This window comes from Pseudomonas sp. B21_DOA (assembly GCA_030544685.1).
Taxonomy (GTDB): domain Bacteria; phylum Pseudomonadota; class Gammaproteobacteria; order Pseudomonadales; family Pseudomonadaceae; genus Aquipseudomonas; species Aquipseudomonas fluorescens_AO.
In genome coordinates, this window is the sequence record CP086683.1 from 5561212 (window position 1) to 5577860 (window position 16649).

At 57.7% G+C, this 16649-nt stretch carries 10 protein-coding genes and 1 pseudogene; 1 reads left to right on the top strand and 10 read right to left on the bottom strand.

The features are described 5' to 3' along the window. Nucleotides 1-223: 223 nt before the first annotated feature. From LJU32_25785 to LJU32_25825, 9 genes and pseudogenes are all read right to left on the bottom strand, one after another. Nucleotides 224-1561 carry a hypothetical protein gene (locus LJU32_25785; GenBank protein WKV88717.1) on the bottom strand — a complete coding sequence of 446 codons (1338 nt, stop codon included), beginning with the start codon at nt 1559-1561 and terminating at the stop codon, nt 224-226. A 1-nt stretch (nt 1562) separates the two neighbouring features. Then, on the bottom strand, nt 1563-1949 hold the full coding sequence (locus LJU32_25790; GenBank protein ID WKV88718.1) for a hypothetical protein: 387 nt from the start codon (nt 1947-1949) through the stop codon (nt 1563-1565). Continuing rightward, a pseudogene (locus tag LJU32_25795) lies at nt 1942-6064 on the bottom strand (insecticidal toxin complex protein TcaB2). Before LJU32_25795 ends, LJU32_25790 begins: the two are co-directional and overlap by 8 nt. After that, nucleotides 6061-8022, bottom strand: a complete 1962-nt coding sequence (locus LJU32_25800) for an Ig-like domain-containing protein (GenBank protein ID WKV88719.1) — start codon at nt 8020-8022, stop codon at nt 6061-6063. The pseudogene LJU32_25795 and the gene LJU32_25800 overlap by 4 nt, the downstream one beginning before the upstream one ends. Continuing rightward, the gene (locus tag LJU32_25805; protein ID WKV88720.1) at nt 7968-9605 is read right to left on the bottom strand and encodes a Tc toxin subunit A; all 1638 of its coding nucleotides are present in this window, start codon (nt 9603-9605) and stop codon (nt 7968-7970) included. The genes LJU32_25800 and LJU32_25805 overlap by 55 nt, the downstream gene beginning before the upstream one ends. Nucleotides 9606-9941: 336 nt before the next feature. Further along, nucleotides 9942-11201, bottom strand: a complete 1260-nt coding sequence (locus LJU32_25810) for a hypothetical protein (protein WKV88721.1) — start codon at nt 11199-11201, stop codon at nt 9942-9944. A 32-nt stretch (nt 11202-11233) separates the two neighbouring features. Further along, the gene (locus tag LJU32_25815; protein ID WKV88722.1) at nt 11234-12691 is read right to left on the bottom strand and encodes a hypothetical protein; all 1458 of its coding nucleotides are present in this window, start codon (nt 12689-12691) and stop codon (nt 11234-11236) included. 435 nt (nt 12692-13126) lie between these two features. Further along, nucleotides 13127-13486, bottom strand: a complete 360-nt coding sequence (locus LJU32_25820) for a PilZ domain-containing protein (protein ID WKV88723.1) — start codon at nt 13484-13486, stop codon at nt 13127-13129. A gap of 229 nt (nt 13487-13715) precedes the next feature. After that, nucleotides 13716-14102 carry a tetratricopeptide repeat protein gene (locus LJU32_25825; GenBank protein ID WKV88724.1) on the bottom strand — a complete coding sequence of 129 codons (387 nt, stop codon included), beginning with the start codon at nt 14100-14102 and terminating at the stop codon, nt 13716-13718. Nucleotides 14103-14274: 172 nt separating this feature from the next. Between LJU32_25825 and pyk the strand changes: the two genes are divergently transcribed. Then, the gene (gene pyk / locus LJU32_25830; protein ID WKV88725.1) at nt 14275-15726 is read left to right on the top strand and encodes a pyruvate kinase; all 1452 of its coding nucleotides are present in this window, start codon (nt 14275-14277) and stop codon (nt 15724-15726) included. Between the two features lie 167 nt (nt 15727-15893). Here pyk and LJU32_25835 read toward each other — a convergent pair whose 3' ends face one another. Then, complete coding sequence (locus LJU32_25835; protein WKV88726.1) at nt 15894-16637, bottom strand: enoyl-CoA hydratase-related protein; 744 nt, start codon at nt 16635-16637, stop codon at nt 15894-15896. Nucleotides 16638-16649 lie beyond the last annotated feature (12 nt).

Here is a 16649-nt window from a genome sequence, read left to right on the forward strand (position 1 = left end):
GTCGGCAAGCGCCGTGACCTCCAGAGAATGGATTTGACCTCGTCGGCAGAAAAACCCAGAACATTGTCGATGTAGCCGCGATCAAATGTGATGTTGACCTTGTCTTTCCATGAACTTCTGGCAATCGCTGTCACGCTGAATTCGCACTCATGCGGCTCGGCAGATTCATGCGCTCGGACCGCTGCAGTGATTTCATGAGTCCCGGGTTCTCTGGTGTAAAACTTCAGGCTCCCCAACCAGCGCTTCCCGTTTGGCTCTGCACGACGCCGTCGGCGGTTTGCCACTTGACCAGCGCACCGATCACCGGTTCGCCGTCGCCCTCATCGGTAACATGCACCACTTGCAATCGCAGATACGCACTTTCGTGCTCCTCCACCACCGGACTATTCTCGGCCTGGCGTATCTCTTTGATCCTGATCCTGTTGCGCGCCAGCGACATGCGCTTCCTGGGCGACGGCAACAACAGCTTCGAGCAGCCCAGTGACAACTCGAATATCCCGTCGCGCCGGTCTTCGCAGTTCAGCGTCCAGGAGGCAGTGCCCCCGTCATCGATCGGCATGGGCACTGCCGTTTCCAGAGGCGGACTGACAACGACACCCAGTTGCTCATGCCTGTCACCATGCCAGTGCAGATAGAAGTCGCTGCCTCGCAGAGGACTGTCTGCCGCCAGCATGACATCAATGGAATGGGTGGCGCCTCGGTTCGGATAACTGTTATCAATCCAGTCCCTGATCTCGTTGTTTTCAAAGACAGTCAAATGTGCCCACGGGTCCTCGCCCAGTACCAGCACGTCAAACGTCTGGGTCCACACACCCTGCTTGTAATAAAGGCTGACCACAGAGGCTTCAATAATGAAGTCCCCTGCTGCCTTTGCCTCATAATCGAAGTAGGCCCAGCCTTGTTCATCCGTAACGGCAGCCGCCAACACCCGTTGCTCGGTCGACCAGTTCACCGTAAGCCCGGCCAATGGCTGGCCGGTGTAAAACGACGCCACTTGCACACCCAGGCGAACAGTTTGCTCAATCAACGGATAGTAAGCGGCCTCGACCACCTCGCGAAAAATCAGTCGATGATGCCCCAGCGATACAGGGATCTCGTAGGCCTGCGCGGTGTAACGGTTGCGTAAACTCAGGGTGAATTGATATTCCTGATCATCGATCAACGGGCAATCGAGCGTCCATGGCAAGTCCAGCGATTGCTGAATGTCCCAAGCAGGAGACGCGACGATCGAGCCCTGCAGGTTATTGTCGATGCTCAACGCAACCGGGGTGTCGCGCCAAGGGTTATCCGGCACAGGTACAAAACCGAGTACGTGGGGCGTGATCAATGCGTCGCTGCCAAAAGTTGCGCCGCTGCTGGCGCCCTGACACAGGTACATTTTGCTCAAGGGTCGGAACGACATACCGTCCAGCGTTATTTCCTGCAACTCGAGCGGGGCGAGTTTCAACGCGATCTTGACGCGTGTAACCCAGAGTTCGCCAAATGGACTCGAAGACTCTGTTGAGCTGCATATTTCGATGCGCAGCGGCTTTGAGCTTGAGAGGTCCGATGTCAGTTCCACCTCATGCAGGGTCGGACTGAATCGCCTCTCTGGCTCCTGATCCGAAACCCTCGCGCTGTTGTGCCTGCCCGGCTTCACCGTCGGGTTTGAGTTCGATGCGATAATGCTCGGTTTCTCCCTGAGAAACCCTCACCCAGCCTGACTGGCTGAAACTGCTTTCCCACAGAAAACTCAGCCAATAAGCACCCTTGCCATCGGGATCTCTGGGAAGGGTGACGTCCTGAGTGACACCCCCGCCCTTCGGTGCTTTCATGTGCTTGATCGGCGTGTTGTCGTAATACGCCGTGCCTATAGCAACCGTCCCCGTCCTTGCCCAACATTCGAACCTTTCTTCGAAATCACCATTGCACACCAGGTTTTCATTCACCTGAACGATAGGCTCATTCATGACTGCGCACTCCCTTGCCCTTGCCGGCCAGACCCTCTTGCGCTGCATTGACCAACTCCTTCACCGAATCGATAAACGACTGATCTCCGCTCTTGCACGTATAGCGAATGCGCAAGATGCAATCGTTCATCGAGCACAGCATGGCCTGCTGCAGCGGCTTTTTATGCCATGGCCATTTCAGCTCCCAGGCGGACACCACACCGGTATTTTCAAAGGGAAAGAGCAAACCTTCATCTGGCTTCGCCGCCGCCATGCCGTTGTCGGCAAACCCCACCGACAGGGCAATCTGTTGGCCCGGACGCAAGTTGAACAGCACATCGGCAGGGGCCACGTCCCCAGGATCAGGATTGTGCAAGTACTGCACCGACTGCACCGAAGCCCGGCTGGCGGTCATGCTGCCGACCTGCAGCAAGGTCGCGCGCACGTCCTCGAAAGGCCCCGTCAGCACTGGCAAGTCGACTTCCACCGAACTGATCTGCCGGCAGTAATGTCCAGGATAATCCCGATCGAACAGCAATTGCGTCAGTCTGAACTCAAGCGAGCCGGTGGTCTGCAGCTGCTTCAGTGCAGCCTCCCAAGTGCTGATGCCGACCTGAGGGTCTATTGCATCGTTGAACAGCTGACGCAAGGAGATGGTTTTCACCAGTTCCAGCCGCCGCTCGGTGCGCTGCAGGTACTCATGCTCCATGCGCAGCAGGTGCACGCGCAAATGCTCGCCAGCGGTCAAACCGTGGCGTTGATCCTGCCAGACCTGCGGCAAGGGAATATGGGAATCGTAATCGCCGGTTTCGGCATTCATCGCCGCTTGCGCGCTGAGGCACAGACTGACCACCGCGTCGTAAGCCTGATAGTGCAAGGCTTTGAGCTGGCCCAGCATCCAGCCGAACAATTCGGCATTGGTCGCGCGCTTTTTCAGATAGTTGTACATCGTCAAAGCCTGAGCGTTAGCTCGCAGCGTTTGCGCGAGGTTGGTTCTGGCCGCATCAACCGCATGGTTCTGCGCGACGATCTGCGCATCGATGGCCGCGATTTCTGTCAACGCCTGATCGCGTTGCAGCCCCCATTCGTTGCGGCGACGGCGATAGCCTTCGGTGGTGGCTTGCTTGTCTGCATCGATTTGCAGCATCGACGAAGCTATTTCCAGGCCAAAGCAGATGGCATCCGTGACTTTATCGACCCGAAAACCACCGTTCGCCATCCCGAAAATATTAGGCGCAGCCGCCACCGCGGCGCCTACCGGTTTGAGAATTTTGGCAGCCAGCGCCAACTCTTTGGACTGGTCCAGGTTTGCCATGACCTGATATTCGACAGCCGACACGTTTTCGTCATAGCGGGCTGCGTAAGCATCAGCCCGTTCCCGCGCCACTGCCCGGCTCTGCTCAAGCGCCGTCGTGCTCGCTTCCAACTGAGCGATGGATTGCTCCTGCAAGGTTCTGGCGTAGTTGCCCAACTCCACCAGATGGTTTTGCTGCAGCTCTTCCTGCTCGGCACGGTCATGCCGCTCAAGCAGATTGAGTACCTGGCTGCCGTAATCCTGCAAGGCCTGCACCGCACGCAAGGCAACCTCGAAGATCGCACGCCAGCGAAACGCAATCACCACCAGCCGGCCACCCATCGGTCTGGCGCCACCGACGCCACCTGCGGCCAGATCGCGCAGCAATTGGTTCGGGTCAGTCGGTGGGTTGAACAACGGCAGGAGCATGGGCTTGCCATCAATCGTCAGGTGGTTGCGCAAGTTGTTCATGCGGTACTGCGGCTGGTTGAACCAAGAGAGCAACTCATCGTTGATGGGTGCCCTGAACGGCGGACATCCCAACATGCCCAGCATGGGAGCCGTATCCGAGCCGGCCGGAACATCTGCCAGGCTGTAATTTAATGTCTGCTCGAAAGTTTCCAGTGCCGTACGCGTGCAGCTTTGGGCCAGAAGGCTCCCCAGCGTCGCGGTCTGCCACAAGTTCACCGTTTGAGTCAGAGGTGGTTTGCCCATCAATGACCCCGCTTGCACATAGCACAGCTTTGCCGCCACCAGGCTTTCGCGGGTCAGTTGGCGGTAATGCCAGTCCCCCAGGCCATGAGATTCTTCACATACTCGATGAACATCAGCAGCCTCAAATGCACAGGCGCTGAATATCCAATTGCATCCGGGTCGGCGGGCGCCACGGCTTCACAGCCGGCATTGCCCAGATCGTTGATCAACGGTCGGCAGCGCCAGTAACTCGGTTTTTCGGGGACCGAGCTGCTGTCGGCGGTAGCCCGGGGATCAAAGACGAAATGCAACCACGTCTGTGCTTCGGCAAACCGTTCTTCATCACGCAAGCGTGTCGCAATCAAATGCGGCAAATGGAAAAACAGCTCCCAGAAAAACAGCCCGTTGGCACCGTCGAAAGCGCCGTTGCGTTCCTCGAAATCAGCATCAGTGGGTGGCGGCTCTGACAAATGCTGAGAGTCCCAGTTGATCAGCGTGGCTGGAGAGGCAGTGGAGCGTGTGACCAACTCGGGGCCGAACAGCGAATTGAGCCGAACGTATCGCAGCGCCCAGCCAGCGCCCAGTTGAAAGTCGAGGAATTGGGCGGCATCCGTGGTCTTTTTCAGCAGTGTTGGCGGGCGGAAATCAGAGAGATCGACAATCGTCAGGTCAAACTGTTTGCCGCCAAAGCCTTCAGTATCGTTCTTTAGAGTGAACTTGACGTTGTCCCAGTGCCCCTTTGGTCGAGTGAAGCTCCCCAAGAACTTCATGGTCCAGTCGCCGGCGACTGCGACCTCACTTTTCACAGGTTTAGGGTCGTCAGCCGTTGCAAGTTCCAACTGCAAGGTAAACGCAGTCTTTTCGACACCTGGTAACCCTGTTGACCTGCAAACCCCTCAACCGTCAGCACATCGTTGTTACCCACTCGCATGGCGAAGACGTTCAGCCCCAGAAAAGCTGCCATGGAGCCTGGCGGCGACTCGCTTGATACCACCTTAACCTCAAGACCCAAGGGGTGCTGAACCGTCAAGGCAGAAACAAATCGATCGCTCTTGGCCAACTCAAGCCAGTTGCCACTGTCCCCGGTAACGGGACGCATCAGCACATCGATGATTGCGATCTCTTTCAAGGCACCTGTGCCGGTTTTATCGTTGACCAGCAATACCCCCAGCTTGCCTTTGGGGAGCTGAGGGTCGGCCCACACGGTTGCAATCAGCCTGGCATCTGCAGAGATATCCTCATCAAACTCGCTATGGCGTAAATTCAAAGGCGCCGACCACTGGCCGTTCTGCTTCATGAAGGCCACATTGATATGCAGTTGATGGGGCACGAATCGGGATCTGTCGTCTGGCAATGGCGATTCTCCGTCACCCGCAGGATCGGCTTTGATGATCTCGCCGACCTTGTCCCGCCACTCCGCCCAGACCAGACACAGCCGGCCGTTCCAGACCACCGGACGCATGTCCAGCACCCGCCCGGCGGGTTGAATGTCCACCGCTTTCCACTCACTCCACGCCGCCGGGTTGACGGCGAGGCAAGTGGGCGTGATCTCGATTTGCGCCTTGCGCCAGAAGTACTGGAACGGCGGCACCCGCTGGCGTCCGACAAAGTAATAATCGGCGCCCTCAGGGGTTGTGCCGTCCATGTAGCCACTGATGACATCCAGATCGCAGATCTGCTCGAAGGCTTGCAAGTAACCCTGCAACGCCGCCTGAACCGAATCGGTGCTCAGACGGGCCTGGTTGAGATTGTTTTCAAGGGTCTTGAACAGATCCGTCTTGCGCTGACGCACAAACGGATTAATGTAGTTTTCCGGGTAGAGCGCGATCATCTGCACCGCTGCCCAGTCCGAGTAGTTGTTGTACAGCGCCCAGTTTTCCAGCTGTTCAGGGGGAAACTCGTGGTTTACGAAACCGGGCTCCATTTTGTTGTACACCGCACTGATGAATTGCTGTGCACAACTGATCGCTTCGGCCACCCCCGACGTCTGTACCCGAGCACTGTCCAGCGGGTCGATGCGCAGCAATTCGAACACGTCCTCCGGGGTCCGCAAAGGCGGGTAACGCTCCGCCCTCACTTGCCCGATGCAGTACTCAAGCAACGCGCTACGACGTTTTTCCTGCAACAGGCCAATGTTGTTCGATGTCATGATCCTTGCTCCGTGGAAGAGATTCCCGCGTCACTGTCGGAAGGCGGTGCCGTTTGTTCAAGCGAGTCGGCGCGCCCTTGCGCCACCCCAAACCTGATGGGTTCGAAGAGCGTCCCCAGCCCGCTTGCCAGGCTGCGTATACCAACCTGGAATTCACCGCTGAAATCGCTGGTGATATCAACCGTGGTTTCACCTTTGTGATTGGTGAAACCCTGTGTCGGACGGATCGTTGGTCTTTCTTCGGGATCTGTTTCTTGCTCCCAGGCCCAGTCCACCAGCATGTTGGCCCCAAGGTTTCCGTACTGGTCCACCATCGTGGCGTAGAGTGTGACTTCCTGACCAAGCGGCACGACCTCCGTTGGCACCGGAGACATTAGCCCCGTCGGGAAATTCATGCTGTTGACGTCGGCAATGACGTCGATGCTCACTGCCCACTCAGGCTCGAGCAAGCTCATCGAAAAATAAAGGCTGTCCGTGCCCAGGACTTTGCCGGGAGAATACTCAGCCGTGAGGACTCCTTTGGTATCAGTGATACCTGACGTGATGGTCCCTAGCTCGGAATGCCAGTCAACAGCGACACCTTTCAATGCTGCGCCCTGGGCGTCGGTGAGCGTCATCGTAATGATCGCTTTCTCGCCTGGTTTACCAGCGAAGACTTCTGTAGGCGTTACGATGCAAGTCATCCTGACCAGCTGGTTCAGTTCGCCCGGTATTTGCACGACCGGCACACGCGTCCGGGTCTGACTGAGCAACGCCAGTTCAGCCGCCTCGGCATAGGCCTCACTGGCATCGGTGGTCTCCGGCAAGGTACCGATGCGCAAAATGGTCCGGGCATCCATACCGGTCTGCATCGACAACTGGTAAACGCGCATCAGCAGATCCAGTTGCTCGAGGGTTTTCAACACTTGGGTTTCAGGATCGATATAGCGAACGCATTCGCTGACTTCCTGCGCGCTCCAGGCAAAGAACTCAGCCAGTTTGATGGCTGCGGCCTGTCGCACCACGCGTAATGCATCGGCGCTGAGCTTAGGCGGTAGCGAATGGACCTGACGCAGAAAGTCCAGCAATTTCTGCTCCGGTTGTTTACTCATGCTGAACGCGCGGGCCAGCGTGGTCATTGCGTAAAGTATGCGCAACGAGAACATATATTTTTGAGAGGGATCGATGATGGTGAGTGGGTCGACCCACACCTGATATCCATAATCCAGGTAATCCCCGACCAGAGCCGCACTCAAGCCCAGGGTCGAAACAACTTCAGCGCGCAGGCGCACAACAGCCAGCAATTCGAGTAACGAATCTGAAGGTTCGTCGCGCCTGCGCTCTGTCGCTGGCGATTCGAAGTCGGTGCGGTCACACACCTGGCGCAACAGTTGATACACCGAGGAATCGACCCAGTTCAGCACCAGAATGGCCAATTCGCCGTCGAGGCCGGCGTAGACTGCCAACGACTCCCTGACCAGCGACACCTGAGCGTCTCTGGCCTGCAGAAGAACGGTGAGCATGATCTCGACCAAAACGCTGACCTGGGTTTCCTCAATGTCCAGGCCGTTCCTGACGGCCCATTCGAGCTTCACGCGGGCAAAAGCCAAATAATCTTCCGGCGTCATGGCAGTGGGCAGAATCAGGCCATTGACGTCGACAAGCGGCGGCTGCCCCTCACTGTCAATCGAGAGCAAATCCAGCCAGTCTCTTCTTCCGGCCGGCGGAATACGGGCCACGAGAAATGAATTGTTGGATAACCGCGCGCTGGGCAGGAGGGTGCCGATCTTGTCGAAGAACTGCTGGTCCTGCTGGGAGAACTCGCGCAAACGCAGTGGTGCACTCACGTGCTGCAACATCCACAACACCGATATCTTGCTTTGTTCGCACCATTGCACACAGGCCTGCATGGCTTCGATCAGGCTCAGCACATCCGGACCGCCAGCCGTGGCGTCAGTGCGGCTGTCATCATCCGCCACGGCGACAATACGCGGCTTGCCCGCCAGCCCCTCGAGCCAGGTTTCGCCCCCAGCACACTGAGCATCAACACGCCTTCGACCGGCGTGATATTCAACAGTCGAGGCAGTTTTACCAACCGGTAAAAACTGGAAATAACCGCCGAACTGCGTTCCAGCTTATCGATAAGGCCATGAGCCTGGGCTATGGCCACCGCCAGGTAATGGTAAGTCTGAAGATCGATACCCAAACCACTGCATAGCTGGCTGACCGTAAGATTGTCCTTGTCCGATGTCGGTATCAGCGCAAACGGTGTGTCGTCGAGTTTCAGCGGCTCGCGATAATTGTCCTGATTGTTGAAGACCTGATCGAACTGCGACAGTGCATCACCACGACCGTAGAGTGACATTTCATCGAGAAACACGGCGAAATCCGCCGCCGTGCACTTGTAGCGTTCACGCAATCGCTGAAACAGGCCCAATGCATGGATCACATTCACCGAAATCGCCCACACTTCAGACTTTTCCGCACCCCGTGCTTCAGCCCTGATCGCTGCCACCAACAAGGCGTCAGTCTGCTCAGGGGGTAGATTCAGCCATTTGTCCAGGCGTAACTTGCGGTTGAGTCGATCAAATGCACTCAAGCCTCTTGGGGTATTGGGATTAACGATAATCCGATGAAAATTATTCCCTGACTGGGTGGTGATACCGATAGCGGGGTGAGCATTATCATTGATGTAAACCGAGCCGGATCGGCCGCCTTCCGGAACGTCGGGCTCACTGGAGTATTTGACATTGGCCGAACGCCGCGGCGCGTAGTCCCCAACCGACAAAAGACTTGTCACCTCCTCGGCCACAAGATTTGTACGTTCAGCCAAATAAAATATCTGATTGAGATTCAGAAACTCCAAGTCTTCCGTGCCAAAGCTCTCCAGATAAAACTGATACATCTCCCCGGATTCTTTATATTCCTCAGTCACCAAACGCTGCTGGTACGGGCCAAGTCGAGAGGCATGAGCCAAGGCAGCAGCGGCGAGCCTGGTCAGAGACCCGGAGTGCAAGAAGTTGGGGAATTTACTGTCAACGATGTTGGCAAAATCCCCCACGGATCGATTGTTGAAACCGGCCACACCATCGATCGTGACCCAGTGCTGGTAATACGGCAGACCGTTGGGATAGCGCGCTTCGATCAATGCCTGTTCAATTGGAACCGTTGTGTTCGCAGCGATGAACGCCTGCAGCACGCGTACGATCACGTCGACGGATGACTCCAGCGCGTTCACCGTTTTACTGTCGACCGTCAACGTCATCAAATCCGTGCGACGCTCATGCAACGGCAGACTGGTGTTGTCGCCAACGGATTCGATCAAGTCGCGAATCAAGCGATACAAGAAGACGAGATACGCTGAAGGCCCGAACATGGATTCCAGAGAATCCGAGGGGCATTTGGTTCTCAACTGCAGATCGAATATTCGCTCCAGTTGCGGCCCGACAACAATCGACATCAAACCACTGGACGGTCCTGTCGACCCGGCTTTGTCCTCCTGCTGGTGATGTTCAATGAACCGACGCCGCACATAGGTCGCCAGGCTGTTGGCCCGGCGCAAAAGCGCCGGGCCTCTTCCTGCTCAAGTCCGTACTCGCCGACCAGCACAGGAAGACCCTTTTCCACCAGAGAGAAAAACGATCCCCCTGCTCAACGTAACTCCAGAGCTTCGAAAGCCGGTTTGGCGCGGTGGACGCTTGCTCACCAAACAGCTGAATGAACAACTGCGCAGCGGGACGGAGTGAATCAGCCATGGCCACATTCCTTTAGTCGATAACGGGCCCGGGGCGCCTGACTGATGTGTCAGGCGAACCCAGCGGTGCATAAGGATTTAGCGCTTTAACGCAACAATTGAAAACTGTCATAAATGACAGTTGTTATGACCACCCATCGGAATTTACAACCGTGCTTTGTCCGCCGGCGCTGATTCGATTTCAAACCGCTCGCTGACGACCCAGTCAGAACCCATCGGATCGCTGTCGCTTGGCTGCAGCTTGAAACGACACCAGTTGCCACCTGACGGTAGCGCTTGGTCAGACAGACCTTGCCAGTCAGGGGCGACCTGAATCGACGCTACCCATATCTTGTCCGGGTTGAACGGGTCGACCAGAACACCGACACCTTGACGGCCCTCGCCGGCAAACAGCACCGGGTTGCTGACCCAGCCTCCGGGCGCTGGTTTGTCAATGGTGGGTAGATAAGTCGCCAGCTGAAGCGTGCGTTTCGCGCTATCGGATTCAAACCCTTCGCAAGCCGCTACAACTTCCAGCTCATGATTGCCCTCGTCTTGCCCAGGCTCCAGCGTTACCGACCACGTCCGGTTTTCCCGCACCTCGACGTTTGCGTGGTCGCTACCCAGCGTCACGGATACGGTGTCGCCGGGCGTCGCGAAACCCGACACCACGACCCGTCGGCCGACATGGTCATCGGCAGTCGGGGTTTCGATAAACGGAGTCGCTGGCACGACCTTGTAACGCAAACGCTCATTGGGCTGAGAACGCAGCGCAATGCCATTGACGACGAGCGTCTGAAACGCCCAGATGGTTGTGTTGCCCACCGGCAAACTCACTTCCGCCTCCCAGTTGCCTGACGCGTTCACCTCAATATCCGTCAGCAATGGCTCAGTAGCGCCTTCCAGCCAGACCTCCACCAGCGCGGTACGTCTGCCCGTGCCAGCAATCTTCGAGATGCGCGGCACTTTCCCGCCAGGGATCGGCGTCGTGAATCGAGGCGGCGGCACCACCACCTTGAGTTCGTGCTCAGCGCTGTTGGATGACTTTTGCCCGTTGAGTATCTGTTGCGCGTGGAGGAAATAATGCCTCAGCTCCAGATCGCGCAGTCCGATCGACCATTTGCCCTCCTCTAGCAATTCGAGCGGAGCACCCAGTTCTCCTCCCATCTGGCTGTCATGCAATTGCATCATCGCGCCCAGCATGCCGTTATCACCGTCAATGGTGACGTCGTACCCCACTTCTGAGCCGGATACCGGCGCGACGATGAGCGGTTGCAACATGACTCTGTGGACAGTGAAGGTTTTCGAGGTCGATTCTGAAGGGAGATCGAGGATAGTTTGCGTGACCTCCACGGTATGTTTGATATTTGCCTCGAACGGGGTTGGTCGCTGAAACATCCAGGTGGCCCCCGTCACGGTCGCCACGTGCGTCTCGGTATCGTCGCTGAACCGGAGCTTCACCACCGCTTCAGACCAACAAGTGCCGCTGAATATCGGCTCCAGACCCTCCTCGCAAGGATCATCCAGACCTGGCGCCAGCGGTGGAATCGTGACGTACAGGATGAAAGGACGTTGTGAGGGATTGTCCCCAGATGCTGTGTAATGCGCACTTCCCGCTTGTTGGTTGGGCCCCACGTGACCAATGCCGGGGTCAACCATTTGCCGTTCACGACCACTACACGTCGTGCAGCCTCGGTTGAATCGGGAAACCTGAGCGAGACGGTGGCGTCTGAATAACCTTCGCCGCTGAAGACGGGTAGATAGTCCTCGGTGTAGCTCGCCTTGATGATATCCGGCATGTCGTTGTGGACTTTGAATTCAACAGGCTTGGACTCGATCCAGCCATCGGCCTTGTCGGCGATTTTTTGCATCACCGTCACATCGTAGCTGCCCAAAGGCCAGACAACGGGGGCAGTTTCCCACTGGCCTTGAGCATTGACGCGAACGTTGGAAGGCAAAGGCAGCGAGCCGTCGCTGGCAGAGAACTGGATTTCGGTCGAGAGGTTGTTATCGAAATGGCCAGTGCCGGAGAACTTCAAGCCTGTATCCGGGAGAAAGGTGACCTCAGGTTTTTCCAGTTGCGGCGGGCGGATTCGGTAAGAGCGTGGTGCGCTTCTCTTGGACGGTTCATTTTTCAATACCTGCATCGCGACAAGTGAAACCGGTCCAGGCTCGACCGTCACAGGCAAGCGCCAGTCAGTCGCCGTGACGGCTGTCTCACCCAGATTTACCGATGTCAAGTCTGTATAGATATAAAGAGTTGCGTCCACGACGCCATCGATACCTGACAGGAAGAAATGGCGCTCCTGCAAATCAATGACCGGGAAAGTGATGGTCGGAATGCGAATGCCCGGCGAATAGGTCTCAGGTTGAGATTCGTCTGAAGCGAATTGTGTGCCGCCGATGGTAAACCTGCTTTTTGCTACGTATACATATTCCCTTTCTTCAGGTTCATACCCTCCGAGCCACTTGGGATTCCACTTTCCATCAGCCTCAACGACAGCAGTCCCAATCACGCCCTTTCCATCGGAGTCCGTGCCGTATATCAGTATGTTTGTACCGAATATTCCCGTTCCGCCAACCTCGACACCGGTGCCTTCCTGAGGAGCAATCCTTGGCGGTGGCTGAGTAGCAGTGAAGTAATTCTTCACCTCAAAAATTACGCTGCGTGCTGTAACCTGGAGTCTGCCTGTGGGCAAGAAGTGCGGCAGGGTATAACTCCAGACACCCTGCCTGGCAGACACCTCGAAATTCAGCGAAATAGTAGGTCCACTGATGTGAATGTAGACGTTCTCATTGTGGATCAGGCCTCTACCTGAAATGGTATTGCTCCTGAAATCAATCTCAGATCCATCTGCAGGCTCGTCGATGATCAAGGTGAACGCATCAGGATTCTGGTGAGTATCGTCGTTCATGCTTCACCTTTGGATACAGTGACAGGAGAGGACAGAAAGCCACAGGAATCAGCTTATTCCTACCTGTAAAATCTGACAGTCCCGACGAACGGTAGCTGCTCGCCTAGCGAGCCGATAATCTCGTGCAAGCTTCAGCTCGCAACGCAACGCCCTGGTTCCTTACCGGCAAATCCCTGAAAAAATGCGCTGGTTTGTGCACTTGCGGATCTGACTGACAGGCCGCGGACCCTGCCTGACGATCAATCAGTTGAGCGAGAGGGAAATATGGCTTCGCAGAAGTCTGGGTAACGAATCGGCCAATGACACGATCTGGCGGTCAGCGTTCGAGTGCCCGTGAAGACGCTTTCGCGGGCAAGCCCGCTCCCACAGGATGCTTGTGCACCCCGGATCCAGTGTGAGAGCGAGCCTGCTCGCGAAGCGTTTGGAGGTTTGAATTCAGGCCGAAGCTGGCATCGGCTGAAAACTGAAGTACTGCTGCAACGCCTGCACCAGTTGGCCGAATTCCGGCGGCGCGCGCCGCAGGATGAAACCGGCGTCGTAATGCAACGGGGTGGCGTCTTCATGGCACCACACGCAGCAGGCGCTGAAATCGATCACTTGCTGGCTGCTATCGCGGGCGGGGACTTTGAGGCGTAACTGGAAATCCACCCCAACCATCATCGGCAACTGGCTGATCAGCATCAGCCCGTCCGCCGACACATTGCCGAGAAAGCCGACAGGTTTGTCGGTGACGCTGTTGAAGACTCTGAGGTAATACGGCAATTGGTGCCGTTCGATCCGGCGGTCGGTAAACATGATGTGCTGTTCGCCATGCAGGGCTCCGCAAGGAGCCGCACCTGTGCTTCGGAACGAACCTGTGCGGCAGGCCCGCTCTCCCCGCTTCCGGTGTGACGCTCGCATAGCGCCGTCACCTTTACCACGGCCAGTCGCAGGTGTTGCGCCGCCGTCGAGACAAGGCTCGCAAGCGGTTTCCTTGACTATAGCGGAGCTTGTACAGAGGGCCAGAGTTTGTACGACAACGCCGTCAGAAGCGTGTCGGCCGCACCACCGCAGCGGCGCTGCGTGTCGGGTAATGGCCCAGGCTCTGCAGGGTTTCCAGACGTGCGCGGGCGCGGTAGGCGTATTCGCTGTTCGGGTATGAGGCGATGATGAACTGGTAGGTCTGCACCGCGTCGATGTACAGCTTCTGCCGTTCCAGGCACTGGCCACGCATCATCGACACTTCCGGCCACACATACGGGCGGGCGCGGCTGGCGCGTTCGACCTTGGACAGTTCGAGCATGACCTGCTCGCAATTGCCACGTTCATAGGCGCTGTAGGCGTTGTTCAAATGATGGTTCATCGACCAACGGGTGCAACCGGTCGCGGCGAGGACGCTGAGGGCAAGGGCGGCAATGGGCAACAATCGCATGGGGGTTCTCCTGTCTTGTGCTCTGTATCGACCCCTGGTCGGAAATCTTCAGGCGCGCTGAGCGCAAAGTTGCCGCGTTCAATAAAGAAAACGATAAGTAGTGCATTCGAACAATGACTACACCCTTCGAGCATAGTAGCCTCTGCCTGCGCTTGAACTCAGGAGTCTTTGCATGTCCGTCCGTCGTACCAAAATCGTCGCTACCCTTGGCCCGGCCAGTAACTCGCCGGAAGTTCTCGAACAGCTGATTCTGGCTGGTCTGGACGTTGCCCGTCTGAACTTCTCCCACGGCACCCCCGACGAGCACAAGGCTCGCGCGAAGCTGGTGCGTGACCTCGCGGCCAAGCACGGCCGCTTCGTCGCCCTGCTCGGCGACCTGCAAGGCCCGAAAATCCGTATCGCCAAATTCGCCAACAAGAAGATCGAGCTGAAGATCGGTGACAAGTTCACCTTCTCCACCAGCCATCCGTTGACCGAAGGCAACCAGCAGGTAGTCGGCATCGACTACCCGGATCTGGTCAAGGACTGCGGCGTAGGCGACGAGTTGCTGCTCGACGACGGCCGCGTGGTGATGCGTGTTGAAACCGCCACCGCCACCGAACTGCATTGCGTCGTGACCATCGGCGGCCCGCTGTCCGACCACAAAGGCATCAACCGTCGCGGTGGCGGTCTGACCGCTCCAGCCCTGACCGAAAAAGACAAGGCCGACATCAAGCTCGCCGCCGAAATGGAAGTCGACTACCTCGCGGTGTCCTTCCCGCGTGACGCCGCCGACATGGAATACGCCCGTCAACTGCGCGACGAGGCCGGCGGCACTGCCTGGCTGGTGGCGAAGATCGAACGCGCCGAAGCCGTGGCCGACGACGAAACCCTCGACGGCCTGATCAAGGCCTCCGATGCGGTGATGGTGGCCCGTGGCGACCTCGGTGTGGAAATCGGCGACGCCGAACTGGTGGGCATCCAGAAGAAAATCATTCTGCACGCACGTCGCCACAACAAGGCCGTGATCGTCGCGACGCAGATGATGGAGTCGATGATCCAGAATCCGATGCCGACGCGCGCCGAAGTGTCCGACGTGGCCAACGCCGTGCTCGACTACACCGACGCCGTCATGCTCTCGGCCGAATCCGCCGCCGGTCTGTACCCACTGGAAGCCGTACAGGCCATGGCGCGCATCTGCGTCGGCGCCGAGAAGCACCCGACTGGCAAGACCTCCAGCCACCGTATCGGCAAGGAATTCAGCCGCTGCGACGAGAGCATTGCGCTGGCGACCATGTACACCGCCAACCACTTCCCGGGCGTCAAAGCGATCATCGCGCTGACTGAAAGCGGCTTCACCCCGCTGATCATGTCGCGTATCCGCTCCTCGGTGCCGATCTACGCGTTCACTCCGCACCGCGAAGCCCAAGCCCGCGCGGCGATGTTCCGTGGCGTCTACACCATCCCGTTCGACCCGGCCTCGCTGGAACCGCACGAAGTCAGCCAGAAAGCTATCGATGAGCTGACCAAGCGCGGCGTCGTGGAAAAAGGCGACTGGGTCATCCTGACCAAGGGCGACAGCTACCACACCACCGGTGGCACCAATGGCATGAAGATCCTGCATGTCGGCGACCCCCAGGTCTGAGTGACCGGCAGCTGAAACGCAAAAGCCCCGCCAGGTGAATGGCGGGGCTTTTGCTTAGATTCAACAGATAATTTGTCTGGTAAGGCCCTTTCGCAAGCAGGCTCGCTCCCACATTTGAAATGCAATCTCCTGTGGGAGCGAGCCTGCTCGCGAAGGCGTCTCAAGATTCAGCGAAAAAACCCACTCAACGCCGCCACTGCCTCCGGCGAACGCAGCCGCTGGGTGAACAACCCGCCCTCCTCCTCGATCACTTTGCGCAGCAGCTCGCGATCGGGCGCTCGCATCAATTGCTTGCTGATGCGCACCGCTTCGGCCGGCAATTCATCAAACCGCAGGGCCACTTCCCGAGCCTTGCTCAAGGTCGCTTCACCGCTGTCCAGCGCTTCGGTGGCAATCCCCCACTGCGCAGCCTGTTCGCCGTTGAAGCCTTCCCCAAGCAGCAATAACTCAGCCGCTTTCGCCTGCCCGAGCAAACGCGGCAGGATCAGGCTGGAACCGAATTCGGGACACAATCCGAGGTTGACGAACGGCATGCGCAGCCGGGCGTCGCGGCTGACATAGACCAGATCGCAATGCAGCAGCAGGGTCGTGCCAATCCCCACCGCGGCACCGGCCACGGCGGCGATCACCGGTTTGCGGCATTCGAGCAGATTGAGCATGAAGTGAAACACCGGGCTGTCGAGGTCGCTCGGCGGTTGCTCGATGAAATCGGCGATGTCGTTGCCGGCCGTGAAGCACTCGGCGCTGCCAGTGATCAGCACGGCATTGATTTCGAGGTCACCGTCGGCCTGTTTCAATGCTTCGGCGAGGCGGCTGTACATAGCCCGGGTCAGGGCGTTTTTCTTGTCCGGGCGGTTGAAGCGCAGGGTCAGCACACCGCGTTCGCGTTCCAGCAGGATGGCTTCGGTCATGGCGTGTCTCGC